22 protein-coding genes are annotated in these 24,210 nt (G+C 48.0%); 19 read left to right on the forward strand and 3 right to left on the reverse strand.

The window, feature by feature from the left end:
• Positions 1–15: 15 nt before the first annotated feature.
• The 10 genes from ruvB (at position 16) to nadA (ending at position 8,592) form a co-directional block, all read left to right on the forward strand.
• Entirely contained in the window at positions 16–1,032 is a 1,017-nt protein-coding gene (gene ruvB, locus KO512_RS13405) for a Holliday junction branch migration DNA helicase RuvB (RefSeq protein ID WP_215952862.1), read from the forward strand.
• 106 nt (positions 1,033–1,138) lie between these two features.
• A complete protein-coding gene (locus KO512_RS13410) occupies positions 1,139–1,549 on the forward strand; it encodes a TraR/DksA family transcriptional regulator (protein ID WP_215952863.1) in 411 nt (136 codons plus the stop codon).
• 261 nt (positions 1,550–1,810) lie between these two features.
• Positions 1,811–2,491, forward strand: a complete 681-nt coding sequence (tolQ, locus tag KO512_RS13415) for a protein TolQ (RefSeq protein WP_320134915.1) — start codon at positions 1,811–1,813, stop codon at positions 2,489–2,491.
• A 19-nt stretch (positions 2,492–2,510) separates the two neighbouring features.
• On the forward strand, positions 2,511–2,927 hold the full coding sequence (tolR, locus tag KO512_RS13420) for a protein TolR (protein ID WP_215952864.1): 417 nt from the start codon (positions 2,511–2,513) through the stop codon (positions 2,925–2,927).
• Between the two features lie 7 nt (positions 2,928–2,934).
• Complete coding sequence (gene tolA / locus KO512_RS13425) at positions 2,935–3,849, forward strand: cell envelope integrity protein TolA (RefSeq protein WP_215952865.1); 915 nt, start codon at positions 2,935–2,937, stop codon at positions 3,847–3,849.
• 6 nt (positions 3,850–3,855) lie between these two features.
• Positions 3,856–5,139 carry a Tol-Pal system beta propeller repeat protein TolB gene (gene tolB, locus KO512_RS13430; protein WP_215952866.1) on the forward strand — a complete coding sequence of 428 codons (1,284 nt, stop codon included), beginning with the start codon at positions 3,856–3,858 and terminating at the stop codon, positions 5,137–5,139.
• A gap of 197 nt (positions 5,140–5,336) precedes the next feature.
• Complete coding sequence (pal, locus tag KO512_RS13435; protein ID WP_215952867.1) at positions 5,337–5,849, forward strand: peptidoglycan-associated lipoprotein Pal; 513 nt, start codon at positions 5,337–5,339, stop codon at positions 5,847–5,849.
• Positions 5,850–5,870: 21 nt separating this feature from the next.
• Entirely contained in the window at positions 5,871–6,638 is a 768-nt protein-coding gene (ybgF, locus tag KO512_RS13440) for a tol-pal system protein YbgF (RefSeq protein WP_215952868.1), read from the forward strand.
• 26 nt (positions 6,639–6,664) lie between these two features.
• Positions 6,665–7,354 (forward strand): 7-cyano-7-deazaguanine synthase QueC, encoded by a 690-nt coding sequence (queC, locus tag KO512_RS13445; protein ID WP_215952869.1) that lies wholly within the window; start codon positions 6,665–6,667, stop codon positions 7,352–7,354.
• Between the two features lie 188 nt (positions 7,355–7,542).
• Positions 7,543–8,592 (forward strand): quinolinate synthase NadA, encoded by a 1,050-nt coding sequence (nadA, locus tag KO512_RS13450; RefSeq protein WP_215952870.1) that lies wholly within the window; start codon positions 7,543–7,545, stop codon positions 8,590–8,592.
• Between the two features lie 67 nt (positions 8,593–8,659).
• Here nadA and KO512_RS13455 read toward each other — a convergent pair whose 3' ends face one another.
• On the reverse strand, positions 8,660–9,091 hold the full coding sequence (locus tag KO512_RS13455) for a MaoC family dehydratase (RefSeq protein WP_215952871.1): 432 nt from the start codon (positions 9,089–9,091) through the stop codon (positions 8,660–8,662).
• 365 nt (positions 9,092–9,456) lie between these two features.
• On the opposite strand from KO512_RS13455, the gene KO512_RS13460 reads away from it, so the two are divergent.
• The 7 genes from KO512_RS13460 to recD all read left to right on the forward strand — a co-directional run bounded on the left by KO512_RS13460 (position 9,457) and on the right by recD (position 21,059).
• Positions 9,457–9,855 carry a hypothetical protein gene (locus KO512_RS13460; RefSeq protein WP_215952872.1) on the forward strand — a complete coding sequence of 133 codons (399 nt, stop codon included), beginning with the start codon at positions 9,457–9,459 and terminating at the stop codon, positions 9,853–9,855.
• A 169-nt stretch (positions 9,856–10,024) separates the two neighbouring features.
• Entirely contained in the window at positions 10,025–10,630 is a 606-nt protein-coding gene (locus tag KO512_RS13465; RefSeq protein WP_215952873.1) for a hypothetical protein, read from the forward strand.
• Between the two features lie 40 nt (positions 10,631–10,670).
• Complete coding sequence (locus KO512_RS13470; protein WP_215952874.1) at positions 10,671–11,852, forward strand: MFS transporter; 1,182 nt, start codon at positions 10,671–10,673, stop codon at positions 11,850–11,852.
• Positions 11,853–11,994: 142 nt separating this feature from the next.
• Entirely contained in the window at positions 11,995–12,279 is a 285-nt protein-coding gene (locus KO512_RS13475) for a hypothetical protein (protein WP_215952875.1), read from the forward strand.
• A gap of 73 nt (positions 12,280–12,352) precedes the next feature.
• Entirely contained in the window at positions 12,353–15,646 is a 3,294-nt protein-coding gene (recC, locus tag KO512_RS13480) for an exodeoxyribonuclease V subunit gamma (protein WP_215952876.1), read from the forward strand.
• A complete protein-coding gene (recB, locus tag KO512_RS13485) occupies positions 15,643–19,182 on the forward strand; it encodes an exodeoxyribonuclease V subunit beta (protein ID WP_215952877.1) in 3,540 nt (1,179 codons plus the stop codon). The genes recC and recB overlap by 4 nt, the downstream gene beginning before the upstream one ends.
• Positions 19,182–21,059 (forward strand): exodeoxyribonuclease V subunit alpha, encoded by a 1,878-nt coding sequence (recD, locus tag KO512_RS13490; protein ID WP_215952878.1) that lies wholly within the window; start codon positions 19,182–19,184, stop codon positions 21,057–21,059. Before recB ends, recD begins: the two co-directional genes overlap by 1 nt.
• 15 nt (positions 21,060–21,074) lie before the next feature.
• Here recD and KO512_RS13495 read toward each other — a convergent pair whose 3' ends face one another.
• Positions 21,075–21,329, reverse strand: coding sequence for a GrxA family glutaredoxin (locus KO512_RS13495; protein ID WP_215952879.1), 255 nt, complete (start codon positions 21,327–21,329; stop codon positions 21,075–21,077).
• A 150-nt stretch (positions 21,330–21,479) separates the two neighbouring features.
• On the opposite strand from KO512_RS13495, the gene KO512_RS13500 reads away from it, so the two are divergent.
• Positions 21,480–21,953 carry a Crp/Fnr family transcriptional regulator gene (locus KO512_RS13500; protein ID WP_215952880.1) on the forward strand — a complete coding sequence of 158 codons (474 nt, stop codon included), beginning with the start codon at positions 21,480–21,482 and terminating at the stop codon, positions 21,951–21,953.
• A 199-nt stretch (positions 21,954–22,152) separates the two neighbouring features.
• Positions 22,153–23,379 (forward strand): UbiH/UbiF/VisC/COQ6 family ubiquinone biosynthesis hydroxylase, encoded by a 1,227-nt coding sequence (locus tag KO512_RS13505; RefSeq protein WP_215952881.1) that lies wholly within the window; start codon positions 22,153–22,155, stop codon positions 23,377–23,379.
• A gap of 99 nt (positions 23,380–23,478) precedes the next feature.
• On the opposite strand, the gene KO512_RS13510 is transcribed toward KO512_RS13505, so the two are convergent.
• Complete coding sequence (locus tag KO512_RS13510; RefSeq protein ID WP_215952882.1) at positions 23,479–24,114, reverse strand: phasin family protein; 636 nt, start codon at positions 24,112–24,114, stop codon at positions 23,479–23,481.
• Positions 24,115–24,210 lie beyond the last annotated feature (96 nt).

Here is a 24,210-nt window from a genome sequence, read left to right on the forward strand (position 1 = left end):
GATAGGGTGTCAATCATGATCGAAGCGGATCGCTTTGTTACGCCTGCGGTTACTGCGCCGCAAGAGGAAGTCCAAGATCGGGCGATCCGCCCGAAAGTGTTACAGGATTATGTCGGTCAGCCGGTGGTTAAAGAGCAGATGGAGATCTTTATCGGTGCGGCTAAAAAACGCCAGGAAGCGTTAGACCATACGCTAATTTTCGGGCCTCCTGGGCTCGGTAAAACCACCTTGGCCAATATTATCGCTAATGAGATGGAGTGTAATATTAAATCCACCTCAGGCCCTGTGTTGGAAAAAGCGGGTGATCTTGCTGCCATGCTCACCAATCTTGAGCCGGGTGATGTGCTCTTTATTGACGAAATACACCGTTTAAGTGCGTCGGTTGAAGAGGTGCTGTATCCGGCGATGGAAGATTATCAGCTGGATATTATGATCGGTGAAGGGCCAGCAGCCCGCTCGATTAAGTTGGAGTTACCGCCTTTTACCCTAGTAGGCGCTACGACTCGAGCAGGCTTGTTAACGTCGCCGTTACGGGATCGATTTGGCATTGTGCAACGCCTCGAGTTTTATAATATTGATGACTTAACCTCTATTGTTGAGCGGTCCGCGAATCTATCGGGTAGCGGCGTTGATCATGAAGGAGCGGTTGAAATTGCTCGTCGTGCACGAGGAACCCCGCGGATTGCGAATCGTTTGTTGCGTCGCGCCAGAGATTACGCTGAAGTTAAGGGCGATGGTCGGATTACATTGGAGATGGCTGATCTTGCTCTAAATATGCTGAATGTTGATGAGCACGGCTTTGATCATATGGATAGGCGCTTATTGCTGGCTATGATTGAAAAATTCGGCGGCGGCCCAGTTGGGGTCGATAGCTTGGCTGCGGCAATTAGCGAAGAGCGAGATACGATTGAAGATGTGCTTGAACCATACCTGATTCAACAGGGTTTTATGATGCGAACCCCTCGGGGACGAGTAGTGACCGATAACGCTTATCGTCATTTTGGATTTGAATTGCCTGACAAGGATCAATAGAACAGAGATCAGCTGAAGATAACTGATTCAAGTCAACGCAGAGTTGTGACTAAGGGTTTAACTTCTAGCCTATGAACATAAAAAAGAACGTTTAGGGCATTAAGGTATGAGCACTACAAAACTCTGTTGCACCAATGAGTCGCAACTAAAACATCTGAAGCGTGAGTTACAGATTTTATTGCAGCAGCTTCAAGCAGATCTTGACGCGGAACGCTCTGATCAAAAGCAAGAGATGAGCCAGCTGAGCAGTACCGAGGTGTTGGATCGAGCTGAAGCATCTGCTGTTGTTGGTCTTCAATTGACGAGCTTGTCACGTGTTAAGCAGTTGGAAGAAGAAATTCACGAATGTCAGAATGCACTGGAGCGTATCGAAGCGGGTCGTTATGGCTATTGTGAGCAATGTGGTGAAGAGATTGAATTAAATCGTCTGATGGCTAATCCAACTTCGGTATTATGTGTGGGATGTCAGTCTAAGGATGAATTGAAGCGGAATGGTCGGCAGTCAATCACATTGTGAGTGACTAGAATCTTTATTTAGCCGCCTATTGGGCGGCTTTTTTATTGGCGCATGCTAAGAAGCAGGCTCGATTTGGTTGAACTTTAAAACCGTTAAGGCCTCCAATCGCAGAACGCCTATTCTTGGGAGATATAAAGAGGCTAATAAAATTGTCTAATCAGCGGAAATATATTTTTTTGTCAGAAAAAGTGCAGATTTTGAGCGCTGATCTCGCTACTATCAGAGCCAGTTTTTCAGATTTCATCAGAAGGGGTTAGAAACGTGCCGGATAAAATGTCGATCTGGAGTCTAGTGGCAAATGCCAGTTTTGTTGTTCAGTTGGTCATGCTGCTGTTATTGCTAGCTTCAGTACTGTCTTGGGTTATGATTTTTCAGCGTCACTTTGTTTTGCGTCAGGCGCAGCACAAACTACGTGCATTTGAAGAGCGCTTTTGGTCCGGTGTTGATCTGAGCCAGTTGTTTCGTGAAGTGAATGCGGATCCTGATGGTGATAACGGCGCTGAAAATATTTTTCGCGCAGGGTTAAAAGAGTTTAGCCGTCTGAGTCAACAATCCGGTGCCGACCGTGACGCCATCATGGAAGGCGCGCAGCGCAGTATGCGCGTTGCACTTGCTCGCGAAGAAGAAAAGTTAGAGATGCATTTGCCGTTTTTGGCGACGGTCGGTTCAACGAGCCCTTACGTCGGTCTGTTTGGTACGGTGTGGGGGATCATGAACTCATTTCGAGGCTTAGCAAATGTCCATCAGGCGACTCTTGCCTCCGTGGCGCCGGGTATTTCTGAAGCGTTAATTGCTACCGCTATTGGTTTGTTTGCTGCGATTCCCGCGGTTATTGCTTATAACCGGTTTTCGGCTAAAACCGAAACCTTAATGAATAGTTATGAGACGTTTGCGGATGAATTTTCAAGTGTTTTGCATCGCCGAGTGCACGCTTCAAACTGATCTGTAACGGGCCGCTACTATGATTCGCAGAGTGAGAAAGAAACGTAAGCTGAATGCAGAGATCAACGTGGTGCCATACATCGATGTGATGATGGTATTGTTGGTGATCTTCATGATTACTGCACCGATGCTGACGCAGGGGGTTGACGTGCAGTTGCCAAAGGCGGGTTCCGATCCCGTTGATACCCAAGATAATGAACCATTGATTGTGACGGTCGATAAAGAGGGGCGTTACTATATTGATGTGGGTGGTGATCCACTTAAAGCGATCAGTGGTGAGGTGGTTGAGGAGCGGGTTGCTAAAGTGTTAAGTAGTAACCCGAAGAAACTTTTGCTGGTACGTGGTGATAAAGGCGTTGATTATGACCATGTTATTCAGTTGATGACACTTTTGCAGCAGGCAGGTGCTGAAAGTGTCGGATTGGTAACAGAGTAACTTAATTGTGAATTTACGAAGTTACTTATTTCCCGCGCTCTTAGCTCTGCTTCTCCACGCAGTTATTCTCAGTGCGCTATTCTATAGCTGGTTAGGCTATGCTGAAGATAAGAAGCACCTTACGCCTCGACATGTAAAGGCTCAGATTGTCGATCTTAAGTCGCAGTTGCAAGCGCAGCAACGGGATAAACAGGCTGAAGCGAAGAAGAAAGAAAGCGCTCGTCAGCAGGCTGAAGCGCGTAAACAGGAGGATCGTAAGAAAGAGCAACTGAAGGAGCAGGCGCGACAGAAGCAAAAAGAAGAGCAGGCACGAAAACAAGCTGCTGCTAAAAAGAAAGATGAGGCTAGAAAGAAAGCCGAGGCGTTGAAAAAAGAGGCGCTGAAAAAAGAAGCCGCGCGTAAGAAGGCTGAAGCACTGAAGCAGCAACAAGCTGAGCAGGCAGCTAAGGAAAAACAGCAAGAAGACGCACGCCGTAAAGCGCAAGCGCAGAAAGAGGCGGAGCGCAAACAAGCAGAGCAGCAACGTATCGAGCGTGAGCGGCAAGCGCAGCAACAGCGCGATGCCGATTTGGCCGCTGCATTAGCAGCTGAAGAGCAAGAGATGCAAGCGCTTCAAGATCAGCAAGCGACCGCAGGGTATCTGGAGTATATCGCTTCTGAAATTGAGAATAATTGGCGTCGGCCCCCGAGTGCCCGCAACGGTATGACGGTGGTGTTGTCTTTACATCTGTTGCCGACCGGTGAAGTGGATAATGTTTATGTCGTTAAAGGTAGTGGTGATAGCCATTTTGACGAAAGCGCAATTCGCGCGGTTAAACGGGTTGGGCGTTTTAGTGAATTACAAAAAATGGACCCGACACTGTTTGATAGGAATTTTAGGAAGTTAACACTTGAATATAACCCGTCAGATCTTCGCAGGTGATCAGTGATGCAGCGTAGTTTTATATGTCTATTTCTTTGTTTTTTTAGCTTGTTCGCGCGGGCTGAATTGACGGTTGAAATTACCCAGGGTGTTGATGAACCAACGCCGATAGCCGTGGTGCCATTTGCTTGGAGCGGTAATCAAGCCTTGCCTGACGATATCGCTAAGGTGGTGGGTGATGATCTGTATCGCAGTGGTATGTTTAAGGTCATGCCGCGGGAGAATATGCTGAGTTTCCCCTCTGACCGGAGCTCTTTGTATTTTCGTGATTGGCGCATCAGTGGTAGCGATTTTATTGTGATCGGTCGCATCAGTGAATCTGAGGGTCAGTTAAATGTTGCTTTTGAACTATACGATATCCTTAAAGAGGAGCGTATTCTCGGTGAAGATATCAAAGCCAATCGTGATAACTTACGCGCGGTGGGTCACTATATCAGCGACAAGGTATTTGAGGCCCTAACGGGTGTGCGGGGAGCGTTCTCAACCCGTATCGTTTATGTCACCGCTAAGCAATTGGCGCCATCAAAGCATCGTTATCGGTTGATGCTGGCTGACTCTGACGGCCATAATCCACGGACTATTCTGGAATCTAAAGAGCCTATTTTGTCGCCGGCGTGGTCACAGGATGCATCAAAGTTGGCCTATGTGTCGTTTGAGTCGGGTCGTCCAGCCATCTATATACAGTATCTGGCAACGGGTAAGCGGGAAAAGGTGCAATCTTTTCGCGGTCTGAACGGTGCTCCAGCTTGGTCGCCGGATGGTAAGAAACTGGCGTTAGTGCTTTCAAAAGATGGTAACCCTGAAGTTTATGTACTCGACTTGCAGCAGCGTCGCTTAACGCGCATTACCCATCATTTTGGGATTGATACTGAGCCATCATGGTCTCCTGATGGTCAGTCGCTGATCTTTACCTCGGATCGAGGAGGCCAGCCACAGATCTATTCTATCTATCTGCCAACCCGTGATGTGACCCGACTGACCTTTGAAGGGCAGTATAATGCGCGGGGACGTTTAACTCAGGATGGTCGTTTCTTAGCGATGGTGCACCAGAATAATGGATCATTCCATATTGCGGTTCAGGATCTGCGAACCGGTCGGGTGGATCTGCTCACAGAAACCTTTATGGATGAGTCGCCGACTATTGCACCTAATGGCAGCATTATTCTCTATGCGACCCAAGAAGGTGTTCGGGGTGTCTTAGCCGCAGTTTCCCTCGATGGACGGGTCAAATTTCGGTTACCTTCCTCGGATGGTGATGTGCGCGAGCCCGCTTGGTCGCCGTTTAGGTAGCCCGAATGTTGAGGTGATTTTGCACCAAGTGACGGCACTGAGTGACAAGGTGACGCCGCCAGCCTACAAAGTTAAATCAATTAGTTAGAAAAACTGATCGATTGTATAACGGCTATTGCATTCGGACGTAGCAACCTTTACTTTAAGCAGGAATAAGGTTGTTTCGCATATGATTGGCTAATTATTAGGAGTGTTTCATGCGTGCTATGAATTTTGGTAAAGCTACTGCTTTGGCGTTGACGGTTGTTTGGGCGGCAGGTTGTAGTACTACAAACACAACAGATACAGATACCATGGGTGGCGGTGCAACAACAGCGCCTACAACCACCACTCAGCCTGTGACAGACTCTTCAATGTCTGGTACATCAATGGCTGATGTGAAGAATTTAGCCACCATCTTCTACTTTGATTTTGATCAGACTCAGGTTAAACCTGAAGCAGCGGCAGCGTTGCGTGGTCATGCAAAATATTTGGTAGCCAACCCTTCTGCCTCTGTTGTTCTCGAAGGTCATGCTGATGAGCGTGGTACTCGTGAATACAACATGGCTCTGGGTGAGCGTCGTGCACAAGCGATTGCGCGTGTATTGACTGTCAATGGCGTTTCTAGCAGCCAGATCGAACTGGTTAGTTATGGTGAAGAGAAGCCTGTTGTGATGGGTCATAACCCAAGTTCATGGGCTCAAAACCGCCGTGTTGAACTGAAATATTAATCGCGTAAGGTTTTAGACTCTATGCGAAAAGCATATCGCTTTGCTGCGGCACTGGTGCTGATGAGCACCAGTGCTTTTGCAGCCGATCCCGTTAAGGTGATTGAATTACAGATTGATGAAAGCTCTGCAACTCGTTCAGCCGGTAATAGTGGTTCTAGCCTGTACGGCGGTGATGACACAGCGATGTTATTACAGCAGCTACAGGATGAAGTGCGTTCACTGCGGGGAATTGTTGAGCAGCAGCAATACAAACTTCGTCAGATGGAGCAGCAGCAGCGTGATCGCTACCGTGATCTAGATCGTCGTATTGCTGCTGGGCAGACTGGTGCACCTTCCTCGTCCGTGTCTGGGGCTAGTGAGTCGACATTGAACTCGACTGCAGATTCTAACCCTCAGTCGCTACCGGCTGCGGATAGTACCCCTACTGATGCTCAGGCATATCAGCAAGCGTTTGGATTGGTGCGACAGAAAGATTTTCCCGCTGCACTTGATGCTTTCGATAAATTTATTGAGCTGTACCCTAATAGCGCTAGATTGCCCAACGCCTATTACTGGGTGGGTGAAGTGAATTTGGCCGAACAGAAGTTAGAACCGGCTAAAGCGGCTTTTGAACAGGTATTGCAGACGTTTCCACAACACCGCAAAGCGGCAGATGCATCTTATAAGTTAGGCGTTATCTATCATCAGATGGGTGATCAGGCCAAAGCGAAAGAGATGTTTAATAATACTATCTCACGTTATCCTGAGAGTTCCGCGGCTAACTTAGCGCGTGATTATCTGAAAAGATAACGGCTATAAATCCTTAAGGTTTTACAATGAGTACTTCCTCCAACAATGCTGTTGTATTGTTATCGGGTGGCCTTGATTCGGCGACGGCGCTGGCGATGGCTGTTGAGCGCGGCTTTAACTGCTATGTGCTGAGTTTTGATTATGGTCAGCGTTCACAAACAGAGCTGGCGGCGGCTAAAAAAATTGCAGCTAATCTTGAGGTAAAAGAGCATCGCGTGGTGCGCTTAAATCTTGAAGATTTTGGCGGTTCAGCCCTAACCGATGAAAGCATTGATGTGCCCGATCATGAAGAAGAGGGCATCCCTGTTACTTACGTTCCTGCCCGTAACACTGTGTTTATGTCCCTTGCATTGGCCTGGGCTGAAGTGTTGCATGCGCAACATATTTTTATCGGTGTTAACGCGGTTGATTACTCCGGCTACCCCGATTGTCGCCCTGAATATATTGCGGCATTTGAAAATATGGCAAATTTGGCGACTAAAACCGGGGTTGAAGGTGAGCGGCTAACGATTGAAACACCGCTAATCGATTTGACGAAGGCGCAAATTATCCAGGAAGGTACTCGTTTGGGTGTTGATTATGGGCTAACCGTCTCCTGTTATCAGGCGGATGATGATGGTCGTGCCTGTGGCGTTTGTGATAGTTGTCGATTAAGAGCTAAGGGATTTGAAGATGCGGGTGTGGTAGATCCAACTCGTTACGTGCTGGGCGCTTAGTCTTTTTTTGCCATACCTCTAAGAGAGGTTAGCTAAAAAGTGTTAAAAAGGGAGCTGAATGGCTCCTTTTTTGTTATCTATGTACGCATTTTCTACAGAATTAACCTGTTCTGATTAACAGTGGTGGTATAATATCTACTCGTTTAAAATCAGTTACCGTTACATTATCCGATTAAGAAAATTTGTCGATGTTGAATAAACAAGAGCTTTCAGATCGTATCCTAGTTCAGGAATATTTTGCTAAAGAGCATCTTCCTGATGCATTAGATCTGCAGCAGCAAGAAGAGTACAAGACCCGTATCAAGCAGCTTCTTAAAGAGAAGGATGCTTGTCTTGTGGCGCATTATTATACCGATGAAGTGTTACAGCAGCTGGCTGATGAAACCGGTGGCTGTGTCTCTGATTCCCTAGAAATGGCACGTTTCGGGAATAGTCACCCTGCTAAAACGTTGATTGTCGCTGGCGTTAAGTTTATGGGTGAAACGGCAAAAATACTCAACCCTGAAAAACGGGTTCTTATGCCAACCTTGGAAGCAACCTGTTCCCTTGATCTAGGTTGTCCTGCCGATGAGTTTACCGCTTTTTGTGATGCTCACCCTGATCACGAAGTGGTTGTCTATGCTAATACCTCTGCTGCTGTTAAGGCGCGTGCTGATTGGGTTGTAACCTCAGGTATCGCACTGAAAGTGGTAGAGCATCTGGCTGATCAAGGTAAAAAGATCATCTGGGCGCCGGATAAGCATCTAGGCGAATATGTGCAGAAACAGACCGGCATCGAGATGTTGATGTGGGATGCTGCCTGTATCGTGCATGAAGAGTTTAAAGCGCAGCGACTGCTCGATCTTAAACAGGTTTATCCTGATGCGGCTATCTTAGTGCATCCAGAGTCGCCAGATGCGGTGGTTGAATTAGCGGATGTTGTTGGTTCAACGACGCAGATTATTAATGCAGCTCGCGAATTGCCGAATAAACAATTTATTGTCGCTACCGATCGCGCTATTTTTTATAAGATGCGTCAAGCGGCACCCGATAAAGAGTTTATTGAGGCACCTACCGGCGGCTCCGGTGCGACCTGTCGTAGCTGTGCGCACTGTCCTTGGATGGCTATGAACGGTCTTGAAAATGTATTGTATGCCCTTGAACACGGCTCAGATGAGATCGTCGTGGATGAAGCATTAATAGACGATGCCCGTCGACCGTTACAGCGGATGTTAGATTTCTCTGCCCAAAATGGCTGAATTCGCCCACCATAAAATATGAAAAAGCCTGCGTTTGCAGGCTTTTTTGTATTGCAGCGCTGAGAGGTTAGGCTTCGCGGCGGTCAACCATAAAGGTGCCATAACCTGTGGCAACCAACTTATCACCCACATGAACATCGGTGCGCATTTTAACGCGGCGGCGTTTCTCATCAATCTCTTCAATGGTGCCGGTCGCTTTAGCGGTGTCGCCCATGTATACCGGTGCTTTGAACTTGATTGTTTGATCAATATAGATAGCCCCAGGTCCTGGCAGGCGAGTACCGGCAACGGTCGATATCAGTGCAGCTGAGAACATGCCATGCACGATGCGGCTTTTAAAGGGTGTTGTTGCCGCATATTCACTATTAACATGAATAGGGTTATTGTCACCGGAAATGCCTGCAAACATATAAACATCGGATTCGGCGATCGTTTTAGCGTAGGAAGCACTCATTCCGACTTCCAAGTCTTCTAGGTAGTAACCGTGCAGTTCATCCATTAGTCATTCCTCTTTATTTCAATTTGCATATCGGGCGACTTATATCGGCTTTGAGGGTAGCTTAAATCTGTACCCTGTATTGGTCGTTATGATCGCTGGTATGTTTATAAACCTAACGTAGTGCGTTAGGTCTTTCAATGGGATAGCTCATTATAAGCTAAGTAACCCTGCTTTTTGTTGCAGTGCGCAAATATTATCGGATTATTACCCAGGAGTGGAGCTTGTGATGAGTCTGACGAATCAAAAAAGGTAGTCGCTTGGCTTGCCTGATCGATAATAGGGCAGCATCTGCTCTTTTGTATTGCAGTTTTACTCGAGCTATGGAGAATGAAGCACCTCAAGAGTGCGTATGGATAGAGTGAGTTATGGTAACCAAAGTATTGCTGACATTGCTAGTGCTTCTGATCGCCTATGTTTATCTCAAGCGACGCGCTTTGTTGAGTCAAAGGTCTCGGCAGCAAAGCACTGGTGATCATGCGGTGGTTAATCGGACGGGAAGGGGGCAAAAACGTGATCCTATTAAGGTAATTGCGGTGTTGTTTCTTTTGCTGTCGTTTGTGCTAACCCTGAGTTTTTTTATTTATCGTTGGGTCGATGATCACCGGTTGCTTAAAGTAACGCTGATCTCGTCACCGAGTAGTGAGCCGCTCTATTATCAGGTATATAAAGCCGATATGCAGGAACGCAGTTTTACGACAACCCATGGCCAGATTATCCGCCTAGGTGCTCAAGATCGTTTACAGATTGAGACGTTAAAGGATTGAGTAAGCTGCTTGATGTTTTTACCGTTTTACTCGTTATACTGTCGCCTCGACAAACTAAGCCTCAGTATACCTTGCTAATATGGCCATTTTTTTCTGAGTTAATCACCCGTTAGCGCTGTTCTTCATTTACACTGTCTTCAGTTGCTGATGAGTATTACAGGGATTTTGTATGTTTCAATGCACCAGTCTTCATAGCCATAAAATATTGCCATTGAGTATCAATAGTGATGGTGATCATCGGCTGCTGGCCAGTTCGGGTTATCAGCTTCCCCTGTGCTGGTTAATGCTGTTTCAAGAAAGTGATCTTCAAGTGCAAAAGGTCTACAGCAATGAGGGTGAGCAAACCTGCGAATATACAACGTTGATCTGCTCTAAAGTGGAAGCGTTGCCACGCTATCAATTAGCTGCCGAGCGGTTTAAGCGTCTACTCGGCAATCGTTGTGATACCTATTTTGACTATTGGCATCAATATCTCGAATACAATGCCGATGAATATCTTTTCCTTGATGCAACCGCTCTTTGGATGACGGGAGATGAGCAAGCGTATCTAGATAACCTCAACCTTAGCCTCAGCGGTATTCGTTGGGTTATGTCGGATGAGTCTCGCTTGAAGCCTAGCCGGTTAGCCTCGCTTCCTTTTATGGGGCGCTTTTTTGATCCGCTGGCGCCGATATTAAAGCATGAAGGCGTCCGTCATCTACTTATTCAAAGTGGAGTGCTGGATGTCGACGGTGGTATTTATATCGATAAAGCCGTACTTCAGGGTAATATCTGAAGGGACTATCACTTGTAGGCCTGATTGGGACTGAGAGATTATGAATATAACCGTTCTTTTATTGTCTCTGTGTCAGGCGTTGCTGACAACCGGTAACGTGTTATTGATATCGGTAAATGCGCTGATAGGGCAACAGCTTTCACCCTCCCCAGAGTTAATTACCTTACCGATCGCGATGCAATTTGTGGGCTTGATGTGCGCTACGATACCCGCGTCACTGGTGATGGCAAAGGTGGGGCGAAAGAATGGCTTTTACTTGGGTAACAGTGTTGGTATTGCGGGTGCTTTGTGTTGTATTTTTGCCTTACAGCAAGGGCAGTTCTTGCTGTTTTGTTGTGGCACTTTTTTACTAGGCATCGGTATCGGTTTTGGTACTTTATATCGTTTCGCCGCTGTTGAGGCCTGTGCCGATGAACATAAAAGTAGAGCTATCTCATTTGTTATGGCGGGCGGGGTCATTGCCGCTGTATTGGGCCCTAACTTAGCGATCAGTAGTCGTAGCTGGCTCGATGATAGTGTCTTTACCGGGGCTTTTATTGGCTTATTATTACTCTATATTACAGCGCTTATTTTACTCTCTTTTGTCCGTATGCCTGATGTCGTAGCCAGTCATCATCGTCGTGGTGTGACTAGGCCCATTGTCGACATCATGTTGCAACCGGTGTTTATTGTCGCTGTCACCGCCGGTATGGTTAGCTATGCGGTGATGAATCTTATTATGACGGTAACCCCTGTGGCGATGGCGCGTTGTGGCTTCGATTTTAGTACGGCCGCTTGGGTGATCGAGTGGCATGTACTGGGCATGTTTTTACCCTCGTTTATCACCCCTCGTTTGATTAGTCGATTGGGTTTGTTGTGGGTTATATTGTTGGGCGCATTGTTGATGTTGTTTTGTATTTTGCTAAACCTTCACGGTGTTAGCCAGTGGCATTTTTGGGCCGCGTTATTCTTATTGGGTGTTGGCTGGAACTTCATGTTCATCAGTGCCACTCAGCTAGTGACCTCAGCTTATCGACCTGCAGAGAAATCCAAAAGTCAGGCGGCTAATGAGTTTTTAGTATTCGGCATGGTGACTATTTCTGCTTTTAGTTCGGGTTGGCTCGAGTCGGTATTGGGCTGGCAGATGTTGAATACACTGATGATTCCGGTGCTGGTGTGGGCGGTGTTGGTGATTATTGTGTTCCGCAAGCCCGTTGTTAAGCATCTATCTCAAGCAAAGTAGACAGCTGTTTTCGTCAGATGGTTTAGTCGTTATTTGGTAAAGAAAACTGTCCGGCTACAAATCTAGGTGGATGATTTGAGGCTTGTGAAAGCTTGTAAAGTATAGTGCAATGCTGCACATAAAATGATGTTGGAAAGAGTCGATGAAAAGTTACCTGTTTACAACTGAAACGGATCGTGGCGGTGTGATGCTGTGCGATATTAATGATTTCGATACCGCTGTTGAGTATCTGTGTAAGCGATTCGATGGAGTGGTGAAAATTGAATCGGCGGAGCAAGTTTGGCAGTTGTCAGACTCGGCGCAGATAGCCGATGAGACGCACAGCAATACTTTACCGGCGGAAGCTCAGGCTGAAACCGTTCGTGTTGAGTCAGCACCCGTACCGTCAGAGGGTGCTCTTGACGAGTCGCCGGATCTGTTTGGTTGACCCATTAAGCGATTGATAGCCATATTCATTACTTTACAGTCCGTACAATCAAAGGATGACAAGGGGCGGCTGAATGTTTCAGATCTACCATTCCAATAAGCTAGACTTACAAAAGGACTTGTTGGTACAACTCATCAGCCGACAGCCACTTTCTAATCCATTTCAGCCTGAAACTATTCTTGTTCAAAGTCCAGGGATGGCGCAGTGGCTTAAACTGGAGTTAGCAGACAAGTTAGAAATTGCCGCGAATATCGATTTTCCTTTGCCAGCGAGTTTTCTCTGGAGCAGTTTTTCGGTTGTCTTAGATGATGTTCCAGAACGTTCCGCTTTTAATAAAGAGGCGTTGACTTGGGCATTAATGGAGTTGCTTCCTCAACAACTCGACCAGCCCGAATTTGCGCCATTGCAACGCTATCTTGAACAGGATGAAGGGCAGTACAAACTGTACCAACTGTGCGGTAAGGTCGCTGATATTTTTGACCAATATTTGGTATATCGCCCCGAATGGATTGCTAGCTGGGAAAGTGGTGATGATCTAAGCGATATCAGTCGCTCTCAGCCTTGGCAGCCGATTCTCTGGCGTGTTTTGCAGCAGCATATTCTGGGTTTGGGGTTATCGCCTTGGCACCGAGGAAATATGTTCAACGGTTTTGTTCAGGCGCTCAATGAGGGGCGCTATGATCATGGGAAATTACCCGCCCGGTTATTTGTCTTTGGTATTTCGGCACTACCACAAAATTTTGTTGAGGCGCTGCAGGCGTTAGGTCAGCGCATTGATGTTCATCTCATGGTGTGTAATCCCTGTCAGTATTATTGGGGTGATATCGTTGACCCTAAATATCTTGCGCGGCTGAATCAGCGTTGGTTATCTAAACCCGGTATGAGTGCTGAGAACCTTGCTGAGAGTTACTACAGTCATGGCAATCCGATACTCTCATCTATGGGTAAGCTCGGTCGAGATTATCTGTTTCAGATACAAGACTTGGGCGCGCCGGAAATTGAGTTGTTTGAGCCCTGTGGTCGAGCCTCTTTGTTGCAGTCGATACAGCAAGATATTCTTGAATTAGAGGATCCTTCGTCAGACTCTGTGTTGGATAGCGAACAAAAGAGTGTGTTGTCAGTCGATGATCGTTCGGTTCAGCTGCACAGTGCCCATAGTCCATTACGTGAAGTTGAAGTGCTCTATGATCAGCTGTTGGCGATGCTGGATGAGCAGCGGGATCTCTCCCCTAAAGATATCATTATCATGATGCCGGATGTCGCTGCATACGCCCCCTATATCGAAGCGGTTTTTGGTAATGCACCTTACGAACGTTACATCCCGTTTTCAATTTCTGACCGCACCTTGCAGCAAGAGAGTCCGTTACTGTTGAGTTTTCTGCGGCTGCTGGGTTTGCCTGAGAGTCGCGTGGCGGTATCAGAGGTGTTAGAAATTCTCGAAGTGCCAGCCGTGCTGCGTCAGTTTAGTCTAGACAATGATCGATTTGAGCGGATCTGTCGTTGGATTGAGGCCTGTCAGATACGTTGGGGTATCGACGGTGAGCAGCGCAGCCATCAAGGGGTACCGGCTTTTGAACAGAATAGCTGGCGGTTTGGCCTGCGCCGTATGTTGGCGGGCTTTGCCATGGGGCAGAGTGAATCCCTATGGCATGATATTGATCCCTATGCAGAGATTGAAGGACTCGAGGCAGAAGATCTAGGACAGCTCGCCGAGTTTGTTGAATTGCTGGAGTTCTGTTGTGAGCGTTTAGCCGAAGATAAACCGATCGCTGAGTGGTTTGATGTTATTAACGATATTCTGCAGCGCGCGTATCAACCGGATGAGCAGGATGAAATTTTACTGAGTCAGATCCGTCAGGTGCTTGAGCGATTGCAGCAACAACTGAGTGATAGTTGTTATCAGGCACCACTCAGCTGGGCGATTATACGTGATTACCTGACCAGCGAATTAGGCGAAAGTCGGGCGAGTCAGCGCTTTATGATCGGTGCAGTGAACTTCTGTACCCTGATGCCGATGCGTTCTATTCCCTTTAAGGTCGTGTGCTTACTGGGTATGAATGATGGTGTTTATCCTCGTTCGATTCCGCCGATGGGATTTGACCTGATGGCGGAGTCTCCGCAACGGGGAGATCGATCCCGCCGTGATGATGACCGTTACCTGTTTCTTGAAGCGTTATTGTCCGCTCGTCAGACGCTTTATATGAGCTATATTGGCCGTAGTGTTCAGGATAACAGCCCAAAAGTACCTTCTGTGTTGGTGAGTGAGCTGGTCGAGTATTGCCAGCAAAATTACCGTTTCGATGGCGAGGAGTCATTGAATCGATTATTAACCGAACACCCTTTACAGCCTTTTAGCGCGCGTTATTTCTCCACGCTCTCACCGCTGTTTAGCTATGCCGAAGAGTGGCTACCGTTGTTGCGTAATGAAGGTAAATCAGAGCAGAGCTTTATCACCCAGCCGTTAGCACCTGAAACGTTAGATGAGCTTGAGCTGTCGGAGCTACTCGGATTTGCGCGTAATCCAATAAAGCACTTCTTTCAGCGACGTCTTAAGGTTTATTTTAATAACAGTGTTTTTGAGTTGCAGGATGAAGAACCGTTTCAACTTGATGGGCTGACGGGTTATCAACTCAAGCAACAGTTATTGGCAGCGGCCATTAATGATCAACAAACACCTTGTTTCGAGCGGATGGTAGCGTCTGGATTGCTGCCGGTAGGTCTTGCTGCCCAGTTACAAACACGTCAATTACGGGATGATTGTCAGGATATGGCTGATAAGATTCGCCGTCATCTTGATCAGCCTGAACGTATAGAGTGTCAGTTGGATCTCGGAGGTCTGCGTTTAAGTGGTTGGTTAACGGGTTTGCATTCATCTGGACTGGTGCGCTATCGGGCCGCTAATGCTAAAGGACGTGACCTGGTGCAGTTGTGGCTTGAACATCTGGTGTTGTGCGCCAGTGGCTATGCGTTGAGATCGTATTTCTTTGGTTTGAATGGACGGCACTGGTTCGAACCGCTGTCAGAGACTCGGGCGAGCGATTACTTGGAAGCTTGGCTAAATGCCTATCGACAAGGTATGTGTGAGCCGCTGCCGCTGCCAGCCGATACCGCTTGGGTCTTGGCATCGAAGACATTGGATAAAGGTGAAGAACGAGGCGAGTCTGAAGCGATGAAGTGTTTTAACGTCGACCCTTATAGTCAGATAGGGGAGTCCCGAGACCTGTATATCAGTCGGGTATATCCTGATTATACGGCGTTAGGCCCGCGCTTTTGCGAATTAGCCGAGGCGTTTTATTGGCCGCTAGCCGAAGCGTTACAAAAGGATGATGGCGGGAGTGTTAGCGAACCAGCAGGGGAGTCGTTATGAGTCAGGCCACTATTCTTGAACCTCTGAATTTTCCACTGTTCGGTCGTCGCTTGATTGAAGCGAGTGCGGGCACCGGTAAAACATACACAATAACCGCGCTCTATTTACGCTTACTGTTAGGCCCCGATGGGTTGTCATCAGCACTGCGGGTCGATCAAATTCTGGTGGTTACTTTTACCGAGGCGGCGACCGAAGAGTTGCGTGATCGTATTCGCAGTCGTATTCAGGATGCGTTTATGGTGTTTCGTGGGGCTGACACCAAGGATCAATTCTTACTCGATTTACGGGATCAGCAGGAGGACCTGCAAGGCTCCGCACGGATGCTTGAATATGCTGCACGGCAGATGGATGAAGCCGCCATTTTCACCATCCATAGTTTCTGTCAGCGGATGTTACGTCAACACGCCTTTGAAAGCGGCAGTTTGTTTGAAACGGAGTTGATCACCGATATTGCCCCGTTACAACGTCAGGCATTATTAGATTGCTGGCGTGAGCTTATTTATCCCGCAGATAGCGAACTGAGTGAAGCGATTCAGGCGGTCTGGCCTAATCCAGATAAGTTGCAGGCCGATCTGAACCCACTACTGGGTAAGCCTGACCTCAAACTTATTCCATCGCTTGATACCAGTAACTTGCAACAGCAGTGGCAGGACAGCCAGCAATGGTTAAAGTCGTTCCGTCAGCAGTGGCTTGATCATTTAGCGCAGCCGGATGAAGATCTAGCGGAGTTGATTCAGGCCTCAGGCGTCAATAAAAACAGTTATCGTAAAACCTCAGTACCGAAATGGTTGGCCGCGATCTATGAGTATGCTCGAGGTGAGAGTCGTTCGGTACCGGAGGAGGCGATTGAAAAGCTTTGCCAGTCACGCTTAACGGAGAAAACACCCGCGGGTAAAAAGATACCCGAGCATCCGCTGTTTCGTCTTTGCGATCTTTATGTTGAGCATCGTCTGCCGTTGCGTGAATTGCTGCTCACTCAGATTCGACAGCAGATAGAACAGCGCTTCGCTAAGCTGAAACAGGATTACCGACTGCTCTCATTTGATGATCTGCTGAGTCAGTTGGATGCCGCTTTGCAGAAGGATGCTAGCGGCATGCTTGCTGAGGCGATCGGTAAGCAATATCCGATCGCCATGATCGATGAGTTTCAGGACACCGATCTACTGCAATATCGGATTTTTAGCACCCTTTACCCCGATACTCCACAACGGGGACTGTTTATGATCGGCGATCCTAAACAGGCGATCTACGGTTTTCGTGGGGCGGATATTTTTACCTATATCAAAGCGCGGCGTGAGGTAGTCGATCATTACACATTGGAAACCAACTGGCGTTCATCTAAGCAGATGATACTCGGGGTGAATCGGTTATTTAGTAGCAGCCCATCCCCCTTTATCTATAACGATGATATTCCTTTTCTGAAGGTTAAGGAGGCAGGTAAGGCGGATAAGACCCCCTTTACGCTCTATGGCCGTCAGCCAACTGCAATGCAGTTTTGGTATTCGGGCGAGGAGTTTGTCAGTAAACAGGACTATCTACAGCAGATGGCACAAGCCTGCGCCTGTGATATTGATGCTAAGTTACATGCTGCCGCCGAAGGTAAGGCGTTGATCGGTGATCAGCGGTTGCAGGCTAACGATATGGCGATCTTAGTACGCAATCGTCAAGAGGCGGCGGCGGTGATGGCTGCGCTGGCAGACCGAGGTATCCACAGTGTTTACCTCAGTGGTCGAGACAGTGTTTTTAATAGCCGCGAAGCCTTTGATCTAAAACTACTACTGCAAGCGATCGCCGAGCCTCAGAATGAGAGTCGTTTGCGGGCAGCGTTGGCGAGTTCGCTATTAGATTACCCGGCCAGTTGGTTGGATCAACTGAGCCATGATGAACAGCTATGGGAGCAGTTAGTCGCTGAATTTAGCGATTATCGGGAAAAATGGTTACAGCTTGGTGTATTGCCTATGCTGCGCCGTTTGATGCGGCAACGCCAGTTGGCAGAAACATTGCAGCAACAACCGCAGGGCGAACGTCGGTTGACAGATCTATTGCACCTCGGCGAGATCCTGCAACGGGCCAGTATGGAGCAGGAAGGTATAGCGGCCCTGTTACGCTGGTACAGTGATCAGTTGCTCAACCCTAATGGTGAGAGTGATGAGCAGCGCTTGCGGTTAGAGAGCGATGCCGGTTTAGTCACCGTGATTACGGTGCATAAGAGTAAGGGCTTGGAATATCCACTGGTCTTTTTACCCTTTGCTTGCACCTTTAGAAAAGCCAGTGTCCCTCTGTTTCATGATGAACAGGGCCTCTGTTTTCATCTGGATGCCAGCGATAAGGATAGCCTCGAACTCGCCGAGAAAGAACGCTTAGCCGAGGATTTGCGGCTGCTCTATGTGGCGCTGACTCGCTCGGTGTATGGCTGTTATATCGGCCTTGCCAGCATTGCTGATGGCCGATCTAAAAAAAGTGGTTTACACCGTACCGCGTTAGGCTATCTGTTATTACAAGGGAGGGGAGATGATAAGGATCTTACCGCGCGATTGGATCAATTGTGTTCAGATAAATTGATCGATTGTATTGAGCCACCTAATAGCAATCCACAGCGGGGTTTGTTTGATCTGCCGGATACTACTGCGCCTCTCTGTGAGGCTCGACGCTTTAAACGTCGCTTACGGCGTGATTGGCGTATCTCGAGTTATTCGGCGCTGGTCAGTCATCATAGTAGTGCGCCGCCTTTGCCAGGTTTAGACCTAGAGGTGATTGATGAACGAAATGAGCCTGATGATCTGCAGGCTGATATTGTCGATGATATTTTTAGTTTTCCCAAAGGCGCTCAAGCGGGCACCTTTTTACATGAATTGTTTGAAGTGATCGATTTCACTGATCATGAGCGAGGCTTAGAGGCCATTTTAGAACAAAAATGTCAGATCTCGGGCTATGAGATACGCTGGATTCCGGTATTGCGACAGCTATTGGACGATGTGTTGCACACGCCGTTAAGTGCTAATGATAGCGAGGCTGATACACCGTCGCCGCGTCTGGCTGATATCGGTCAAGAGCGGCGATTAATCGAGATGGAGTTTATGTTGCCCTCTGTGGGGCTGAATGCGTCACGGTTGAATCAGATTATTGCGCAGTATGATCCGTTATCACGGCAGGCTGGTGAACTAGAATTCGATACCCTTAAGGGGATGCTCAAAGGCTTTATCGATCTGGTGTTTGAATATCAGGGGCGCTATTACGTTCTGGATTATAAGTCGAATCACTTAGGCCATCAGCCTGAGCTATACAGCGGTGTAGCGTTAGAGAACGCGATGATCGAGCATCGTTATGATTTACAGTATCAATTGTACACCTTGGCTTTGCATCGGCTATTGAAACTGCGTTTGCCGGACTATGACTATGAGCGTCATGTTGGCGGTGTGTTTTATCTGTTCCTGCGAGGGATGAAGCCGGACTTGAAAGGGAGTGGTGTTTTCCATTGTCGTCCTGATGTCCTGTTAATTGAACAGCTTGATCGATTATTCAAGGAGGGCCAGTAATGGCGCTATTGCAGGCGTTACGTCAGTTGCAGTTGATTCGGCCGCTGGATCTTCAGTTTGCGCGGTTTATCCGCACCGAAGCCCTCAAGGATGATATCCCCACCGATGATGGCGAGCGACTACCTTTTATCGCTGCGTTGGTGAGCCTGCAGTTAGGTAAGGGAGAGGTGTGTCTACCGTTAAGCGATTACCATACGCTCATTGACCACTGGCCTATCAGGTTGAGAGAGCATGCGGCGGGATTACTCGATGGTTTATCAGAGACTCGGTTACTGGCTTATTCGGTGATCTCTGATGGTAAAGATGAAACGCCACTGGTTTACAGTAATGGTCGTTTGTATCTTTATCGTTATTGGTATTATGAAACGCAGGTTGCGCAAACGATTCAACGGCTGACAACGCCGATTGATGTCGCAGCTTCAACGATAAAGGCCGGATTAAAACGTCTGTTTGTTACCCCCGCTGTCGACGAGACGGATTGGCAGCAAGTCGCGGTAGCGGTGGCATTAAGTCGGCGTTTCTCGGTGATTAGTGGTGGCCCAGGGACCGGTAAAACAACCACCGTGGCTCGTTTGCTGAGTCTCTATGCTGAGCTGTTTAGTCAGCGAGAGCAGCGTGCTCCTCTGATTCGGTTAGCGGCACCTACCGGTAAAGCGGCGGCCAGACTGAGCGAATCCCTCGGGAATGCGCAGCAGCAATTGGATATGTCGGCGGCGGTGCAGGCGATGATTCCCGATCAAGCGGTAACATTACACCGCTTACTGGGGCCGCGTCCGGATAGTAAAAACTTTCGCCATCATCGTGACAACCCTTTGCATCTTGATCTGCTGGTGGTCGATGAGGCATCAATGATTGACCTTCCCATGATCTTCCGTCTGCTGGATGCGCTGCCGTCTCATGCACAGTTAGTGATGATCGGTGATCGAGATCAGCTAGCCTCAGTCGAGGCGGGTAGTGTGCTCGGGGATATCTGTGCATGGCAGCAACAGGAAGTGTCAGGTGAACTCTGCTACAGCCCTGCTCAACTGGATTACTTACAGGAGGTGTGTGATCTATCCGTGCCACCCTCTTTACCGGGAAATAACCCCGTGGCCGATGCGTTAGCGCTGTTGCGTAAAAGTTTTCGCTTTGATGAAAATAGCGGTATCGGCCATTTAGCGAGGGCCGTTAATGCGGGTGAGGGTCAGCGGGCGGTTGAATTATTGACGGCAGACTGGAGTGATATCGATTTTGTGCCACTCTCAGAGAGCGGTTATCAGCAGATGGTGACGGATGTGGCTTCTGGTTACGCCCGCTATCTTGAGTTAATGCGCAGCGGTAGCGATCCTAAAGAACTGTTGGCGGCATTTAATCAGATTCAGCTGCTGGCAGTAGTCCGTCAAGGAGTCTATGGGGTTGAAGGGTTAAACTTGGCGATCGAGGCGCAACTGCAGAAGCAACGATTGATTCGCGTATCGGGCGCATGGTACAGCGGTCGTCCAGTCATGATCACTCGGAACGATTATCAGTTGGGACTCTATAATGGTGATATCGGTATTGCTGTCGAGGATGCTGATGGTAAATTACGTGTCTGGTTTGAGTTGCCTGATGGCGAGATGAAAGGGGTGTTGCCTGGGCGATTACCGGAACATGAAACGGTTTACGCGATGACGGTGCATAAAAGTCAGGGGTCTGAATTTGATAAAGTGGTGATGATATTGCCAGCGGAAGATAGTCCACTGTTGACGCGAGAGTTGATCTATACCGGTATTACCCGAGCCAAACATCGCTTTGTGTTACATGCGACAGTGCAAGCATTGAAAACAGGAAGTCACCGCCGAACTGAAAGGGCCAGCGGATTAAGCTGGCGCCTATGGCATTCAAACGGAACTTCCTAGTGCTCGGTAAGCGTATTAGGCTTTAGTTTCTGCTTCTTGGGCATCAACAAAAGCGGCAAACTCAGTGTAGCCGCCGATGTGGTCTTTACCGTGAAAGATCTGAGGAACAGTATCAACAGGCTTGCCGACGGTTTTTTCCAGGTCTTCTTTGGTGATACCCTCTTCATGGATATCGATATAACGATGATCCAAACCTTTCATTTCACATAGTTGCTTGGCACGGGTACAAAAGCCACAGCCTTTACGGCCAAAGATAGTAATTCGTTGCATGTATTACGCTCCTTAAATCTGTTTGAATGTATTGGAACAGTTTACCAAGCCTGAGGCTAATTGCCTTTTTTAATGTTTTAGATAGACAAAGGTTATCGTGAGAGCATTCTTGGTTTAAAATAAAATCTTAAAGAGATAACGGGTAGTACTGTGCCAGAAAATATTCCGATCCACCGGCTTAAAGATATGCCGGTATTTGGTGGATTGCGTGAAGATATCATTAAATTGATTCTTGACGGTAGTCATTACGTTGAACGCGAAGCAGGCGAACCGTTCTTTCTTGAGGGAGAACGAGGTGATTCCTCCTATATCATTGAGACGGGCAGCGCTGCGCTGATCAAAATAGGGGCATCCGGACAGCCGCATCAGATTCGTTCTTTTTTACCCGGTGAGTGTTTTGGCGCGATGGCGCTGTTAGGGGTTTATCCCCGCAGTGGCGTGGTTCAAGCGTTGGAGCATTGTCGGGTCGTTGAAATAAAGGCGGATCAACTGTTTTCGGTCTATCAGGCCGACCCTGAGCAGTATGTGCTCATTTTTATGAACATGGCTCGGGATCTAAGCCGTCGTTTGCGAGATACTGATGATCAGTTAGTTGCCTGTTTAGATGAGCTTCATGGTCGCTAGGTTATATCCCCTTTGACGTAAATTCATGGCTTCCCCTAGACGATTAGTGCTGGGGGGATCTCACTGTGCCGGCTAAATATCTTTAGCTTGGGCTCACGCAACGGTACAATTTGCCGCACTTAATGACGCGCTTAATCAGCGAGCTTAACGATATCCTCGTACTCACATAGCCCGATCAAGTATCGATAACGGAGAGAGAATGAAAAACAGGTATGATCTGCTAATCGTTGGCGGCGGTATGGTGGGGGCGACTATTGCGGTGGCATTAGGCAATACCGATCTTCGGATTGCGGTCGTTGATCAAGCCTACCCTCTGCCTTTTGTGGCTGATGCGGAACATGATCTACGCGTTTCAGCGTTGAGTATTGCGTCTGAGCGGATATTTAAAACCCTCGGTGTCTGGGATGGCATTATGGCTCGCCGAGCCTGTCCATATAAACGGATGAAAATTTGGGAGAGCGATGAACAACGCGCTGCCACCGAATTTGTGAGCGATGATATCGGTGCAGATCATCTTGGGTTTATCGTTGAAAACCGCGTTATTCAGTTAGCGCTACTCGAACGGTTAGGGCAATTAGACAATGTTGATCTGATCTGTCCGGCAGAGATATTGGATATCGATTACTCGCCCGGCTGTAGTTTGATAAGGTTGGCTGATGGTCGAGAGCTGATCGGTAAGTTAATGGTTGCAGCCGACGGTGGCGGATCTCGCGTGCGCTTGGCGGCGGGCATTGGCGTTCATAGCTGGGATTATAATCAACACGCGCTGGTGGCATCGATAGTAACAGCACAACCGCAGCAGGATATTACCTGGCAACAGTTCACGCCGACTGGGCCTCTGGCATTTCTGCCATTATCCGGACATAGAGCTTCATTGGTTTGGTATAACCGGCCAGCCGAGGTTAAGCGGCTGCTGAGCTTGGGTGAGGCTGAATTTATTAACGCGGTTGTTGACGCGTTTCCGGACCGGTTAGGCCCGATTGATGCTTTACTTGAGCGAGGCGCATTTCCTCTAAAGCGTCAACATGCGTCGCAATATGTAAAGGAGGGCGTTGTACTGGCCGGTGACGCTGCTCATATGATTAACCCGCTTGCCGGTCAGGGGGTGAATATCGGTTTATTGGATGCTGCTGCTTTGGCTGAAGTGATTCTAACCGGTCATCGTGAAGGTTTAGATATCAGTGATCTATCGTTGTTGCAACGTTATGAGCAGCAGCGGCGTAATCACAATCTGATGATGATGCAGTTGATGGATGGATTTTATCGGGTGTTTTCCAATGACTTATTGCCGCTCAAGTTGTTGAGAAACTTAGGGCTTGGTGCCGCTGAACGATTAACACCGGCTAAGAATCGTGTGATGCGTTTTACGATGGGATTGGAAGGGCGTTTGCCGGCATTGGCCCGAGGTGAACAGATAGGTCATTAGCCTAGTAAGATCAGCTGTACTCTAAGGTTGCATTGGTTGGCATGATTGAGCACAAAAAAAACGGAGCCGACGGGCTCCGTTTTTTTATCTTAGAAAAGCTTATTTTGCTTCATCTGCTTTTTTCGCTGCTGGGGCAGCTGCCGCTTTAGCTACCGCGGGCGCTGCTGCTTTTGCAGCCGGTGCTTTTGCTACAGGCGCTTTTGCTGCAGGAGCGATCGGAGCCGTCGCTTTTTTCGCTGGGGCTGCCGCCTTTTTAGCAGGTGCCGCTTTTTTAGGTGCTGCAGGTTTAGCTGCCGCTTTTGGCGCTGCTGCTTTCTTCGCAGGTGCTGATTTAGGCTTAGCGGCGGGTGCTGTTTTTGCAGCGGCATCAGGCGTCATGAACTTGGTCAGGTCTTCAAAGTAGTTCATGTCTTTCAGGCCGAGACCATCAAAGCTTTTCTCAATAATGGCGGTTAACTCATCTTTAGCTGAGTTAAGAGCGGCCATCTCTTCTTCTGCAACGCTGCTCAGTTTGCTCTCAAGTTGCTTAACATAATCAACTTGAAGTTCGATTGCTTCTTTAGGATCTTTGATAGAAGACAACGCCTGCATTTGCGCCATCGTGGCGTTAACAAAGTCAGATACATAACCGGATTGCAGCTCAATAAGTCTTTCAACCGCTTTTTTGTTGATCTCAGCCATATCAACAACGGGCTTCATATTTTTTTGGACGTCTTTCATCATTTCTTCGTACATGTTTTTTCACCTGTGATCGCAAGAGTTTCAAACTTTGTGCGTTGCAGCAATTCCTTTAACTATATTAGGCGGTCACAATAAAGTCAATTGAATTGT

Source organism: Amphritea atlantica (genome assembly GCF_018860855.1).
In the GTDB taxonomy this organism is placed as follows: Bacteria; Pseudomonadota; Gammaproteobacteria; order Pseudomonadales; family Balneatricaceae; genus Amphritea; species Amphritea atlantica_A.

Excerpts from the sequence above, each read along its gene's own strand:
- ruvB (WP_215952862.1), top strand. The coding sequence starts at position 16 with ATGATCGAAGCGGATCGCTTTGTTACGCCTGCGGTTACTGCGCCGCAA.
- KO512_RS13410 (WP_215952863.1), top strand. The coding sequence starts at position 1,139 with ATGAGCACTACAAAACTCTGTTGCACCAATGAGTCGCAACTAAAACAT.
- tolR (WP_215952864.1), top strand. The coding sequence starts at position 2,511 with ATGATTCGCAGAGTGAGAAAGAAACGTAAGCTGAATGCAGAGATCAAC.
- tolB (WP_215952866.1), top strand. The coding sequence starts at position 3,856 with ATGCAGCGTAGTTTTATATGTCTATTTCTTTGTTTTTTTAGCTTGTTC.
- pal (WP_215952867.1), top strand. The coding sequence starts at position 5,337 with ATGCGTGCTATGAATTTTGGTAAAGCTACTGCTTTGGCGTTGACGGTT.
- ybgF (WP_215952868.1), top strand. The coding sequence starts at position 5,871 with ATGCGAAAAGCATATCGCTTTGCTGCGGCACTGGTGCTGATGAGCACC.
- queC (WP_215952869.1), top strand. The coding sequence starts at position 6,665 with ATGAGTACTTCCTCCAACAATGCTGTTGTATTGTTATCGGGTGGCCTT.
- nadA (WP_215952870.1), top strand. The coding sequence starts at position 7,543 with ATGTTGAATAAACAAGAGCTTTCAGATCGTATCCTAGTTCAGGAATAT.
- KO512_RS13455 (WP_215952871.1), bottom strand. The coding sequence starts at position 9,091 with ATGGATGAACTGCACGGTTACTACCTAGAAGACTTGGAAGTCGGAATG.
- KO512_RS13460 (WP_215952872.1), top strand. The coding sequence starts at position 9,457 with ATGGTAACCAAAGTATTGCTGACATTGCTAGTGCTTCTGATCGCCTAT.
- KO512_RS13465 (WP_215952873.1), top strand. The coding sequence starts at position 10,025 with ATGTTTCAATGCACCAGTCTTCATAGCCATAAAATATTGCCATTGAGT.
- KO512_RS13470 (WP_215952874.1), top strand. The coding sequence starts at position 10,671 with ATGAATATAACCGTTCTTTTATTGTCTCTGTGTCAGGCGTTGCTGACA.
- KO512_RS13475 (WP_215952875.1), top strand. The coding sequence starts at position 11,995 with ATGAAAAGTTACCTGTTTACAACTGAAACGGATCGTGGCGGTGTGATG.
- recC (WP_215952876.1), top strand. The coding sequence starts at position 12,353 with ATGTTTCAGATCTACCATTCCAATAAGCTAGACTTACAAAAGGACTTG.
- recB (WP_215952877.1), top strand. The coding sequence starts at position 15,643 with ATGAGTCAGGCCACTATTCTTGAACCTCTGAATTTTCCACTGTTCGGT.
- recD (WP_215952878.1), top strand. The coding sequence starts at position 19,182 with ATGGCGCTATTGCAGGCGTTACGTCAGTTGCAGTTGATTCGGCCGCTG.
- KO512_RS13495 (WP_215952879.1), bottom strand. The coding sequence starts at position 21,329 with ATGCAACGAATTACTATCTTTGGCCGTAAAGGCTGTGGCTTTTGTACC.
- KO512_RS13505 (WP_215952881.1), top strand. The coding sequence starts at position 22,153 with ATGAAAAACAGGTATGATCTGCTAATCGTTGGCGGCGGTATGGTGGGG.
- KO512_RS13510 (WP_215952882.1), bottom strand. The coding sequence starts at position 24,114 with ATGTACGAAGAAATGATGAAAGACGTCCAAAAAAATATGAAGCCCGTT.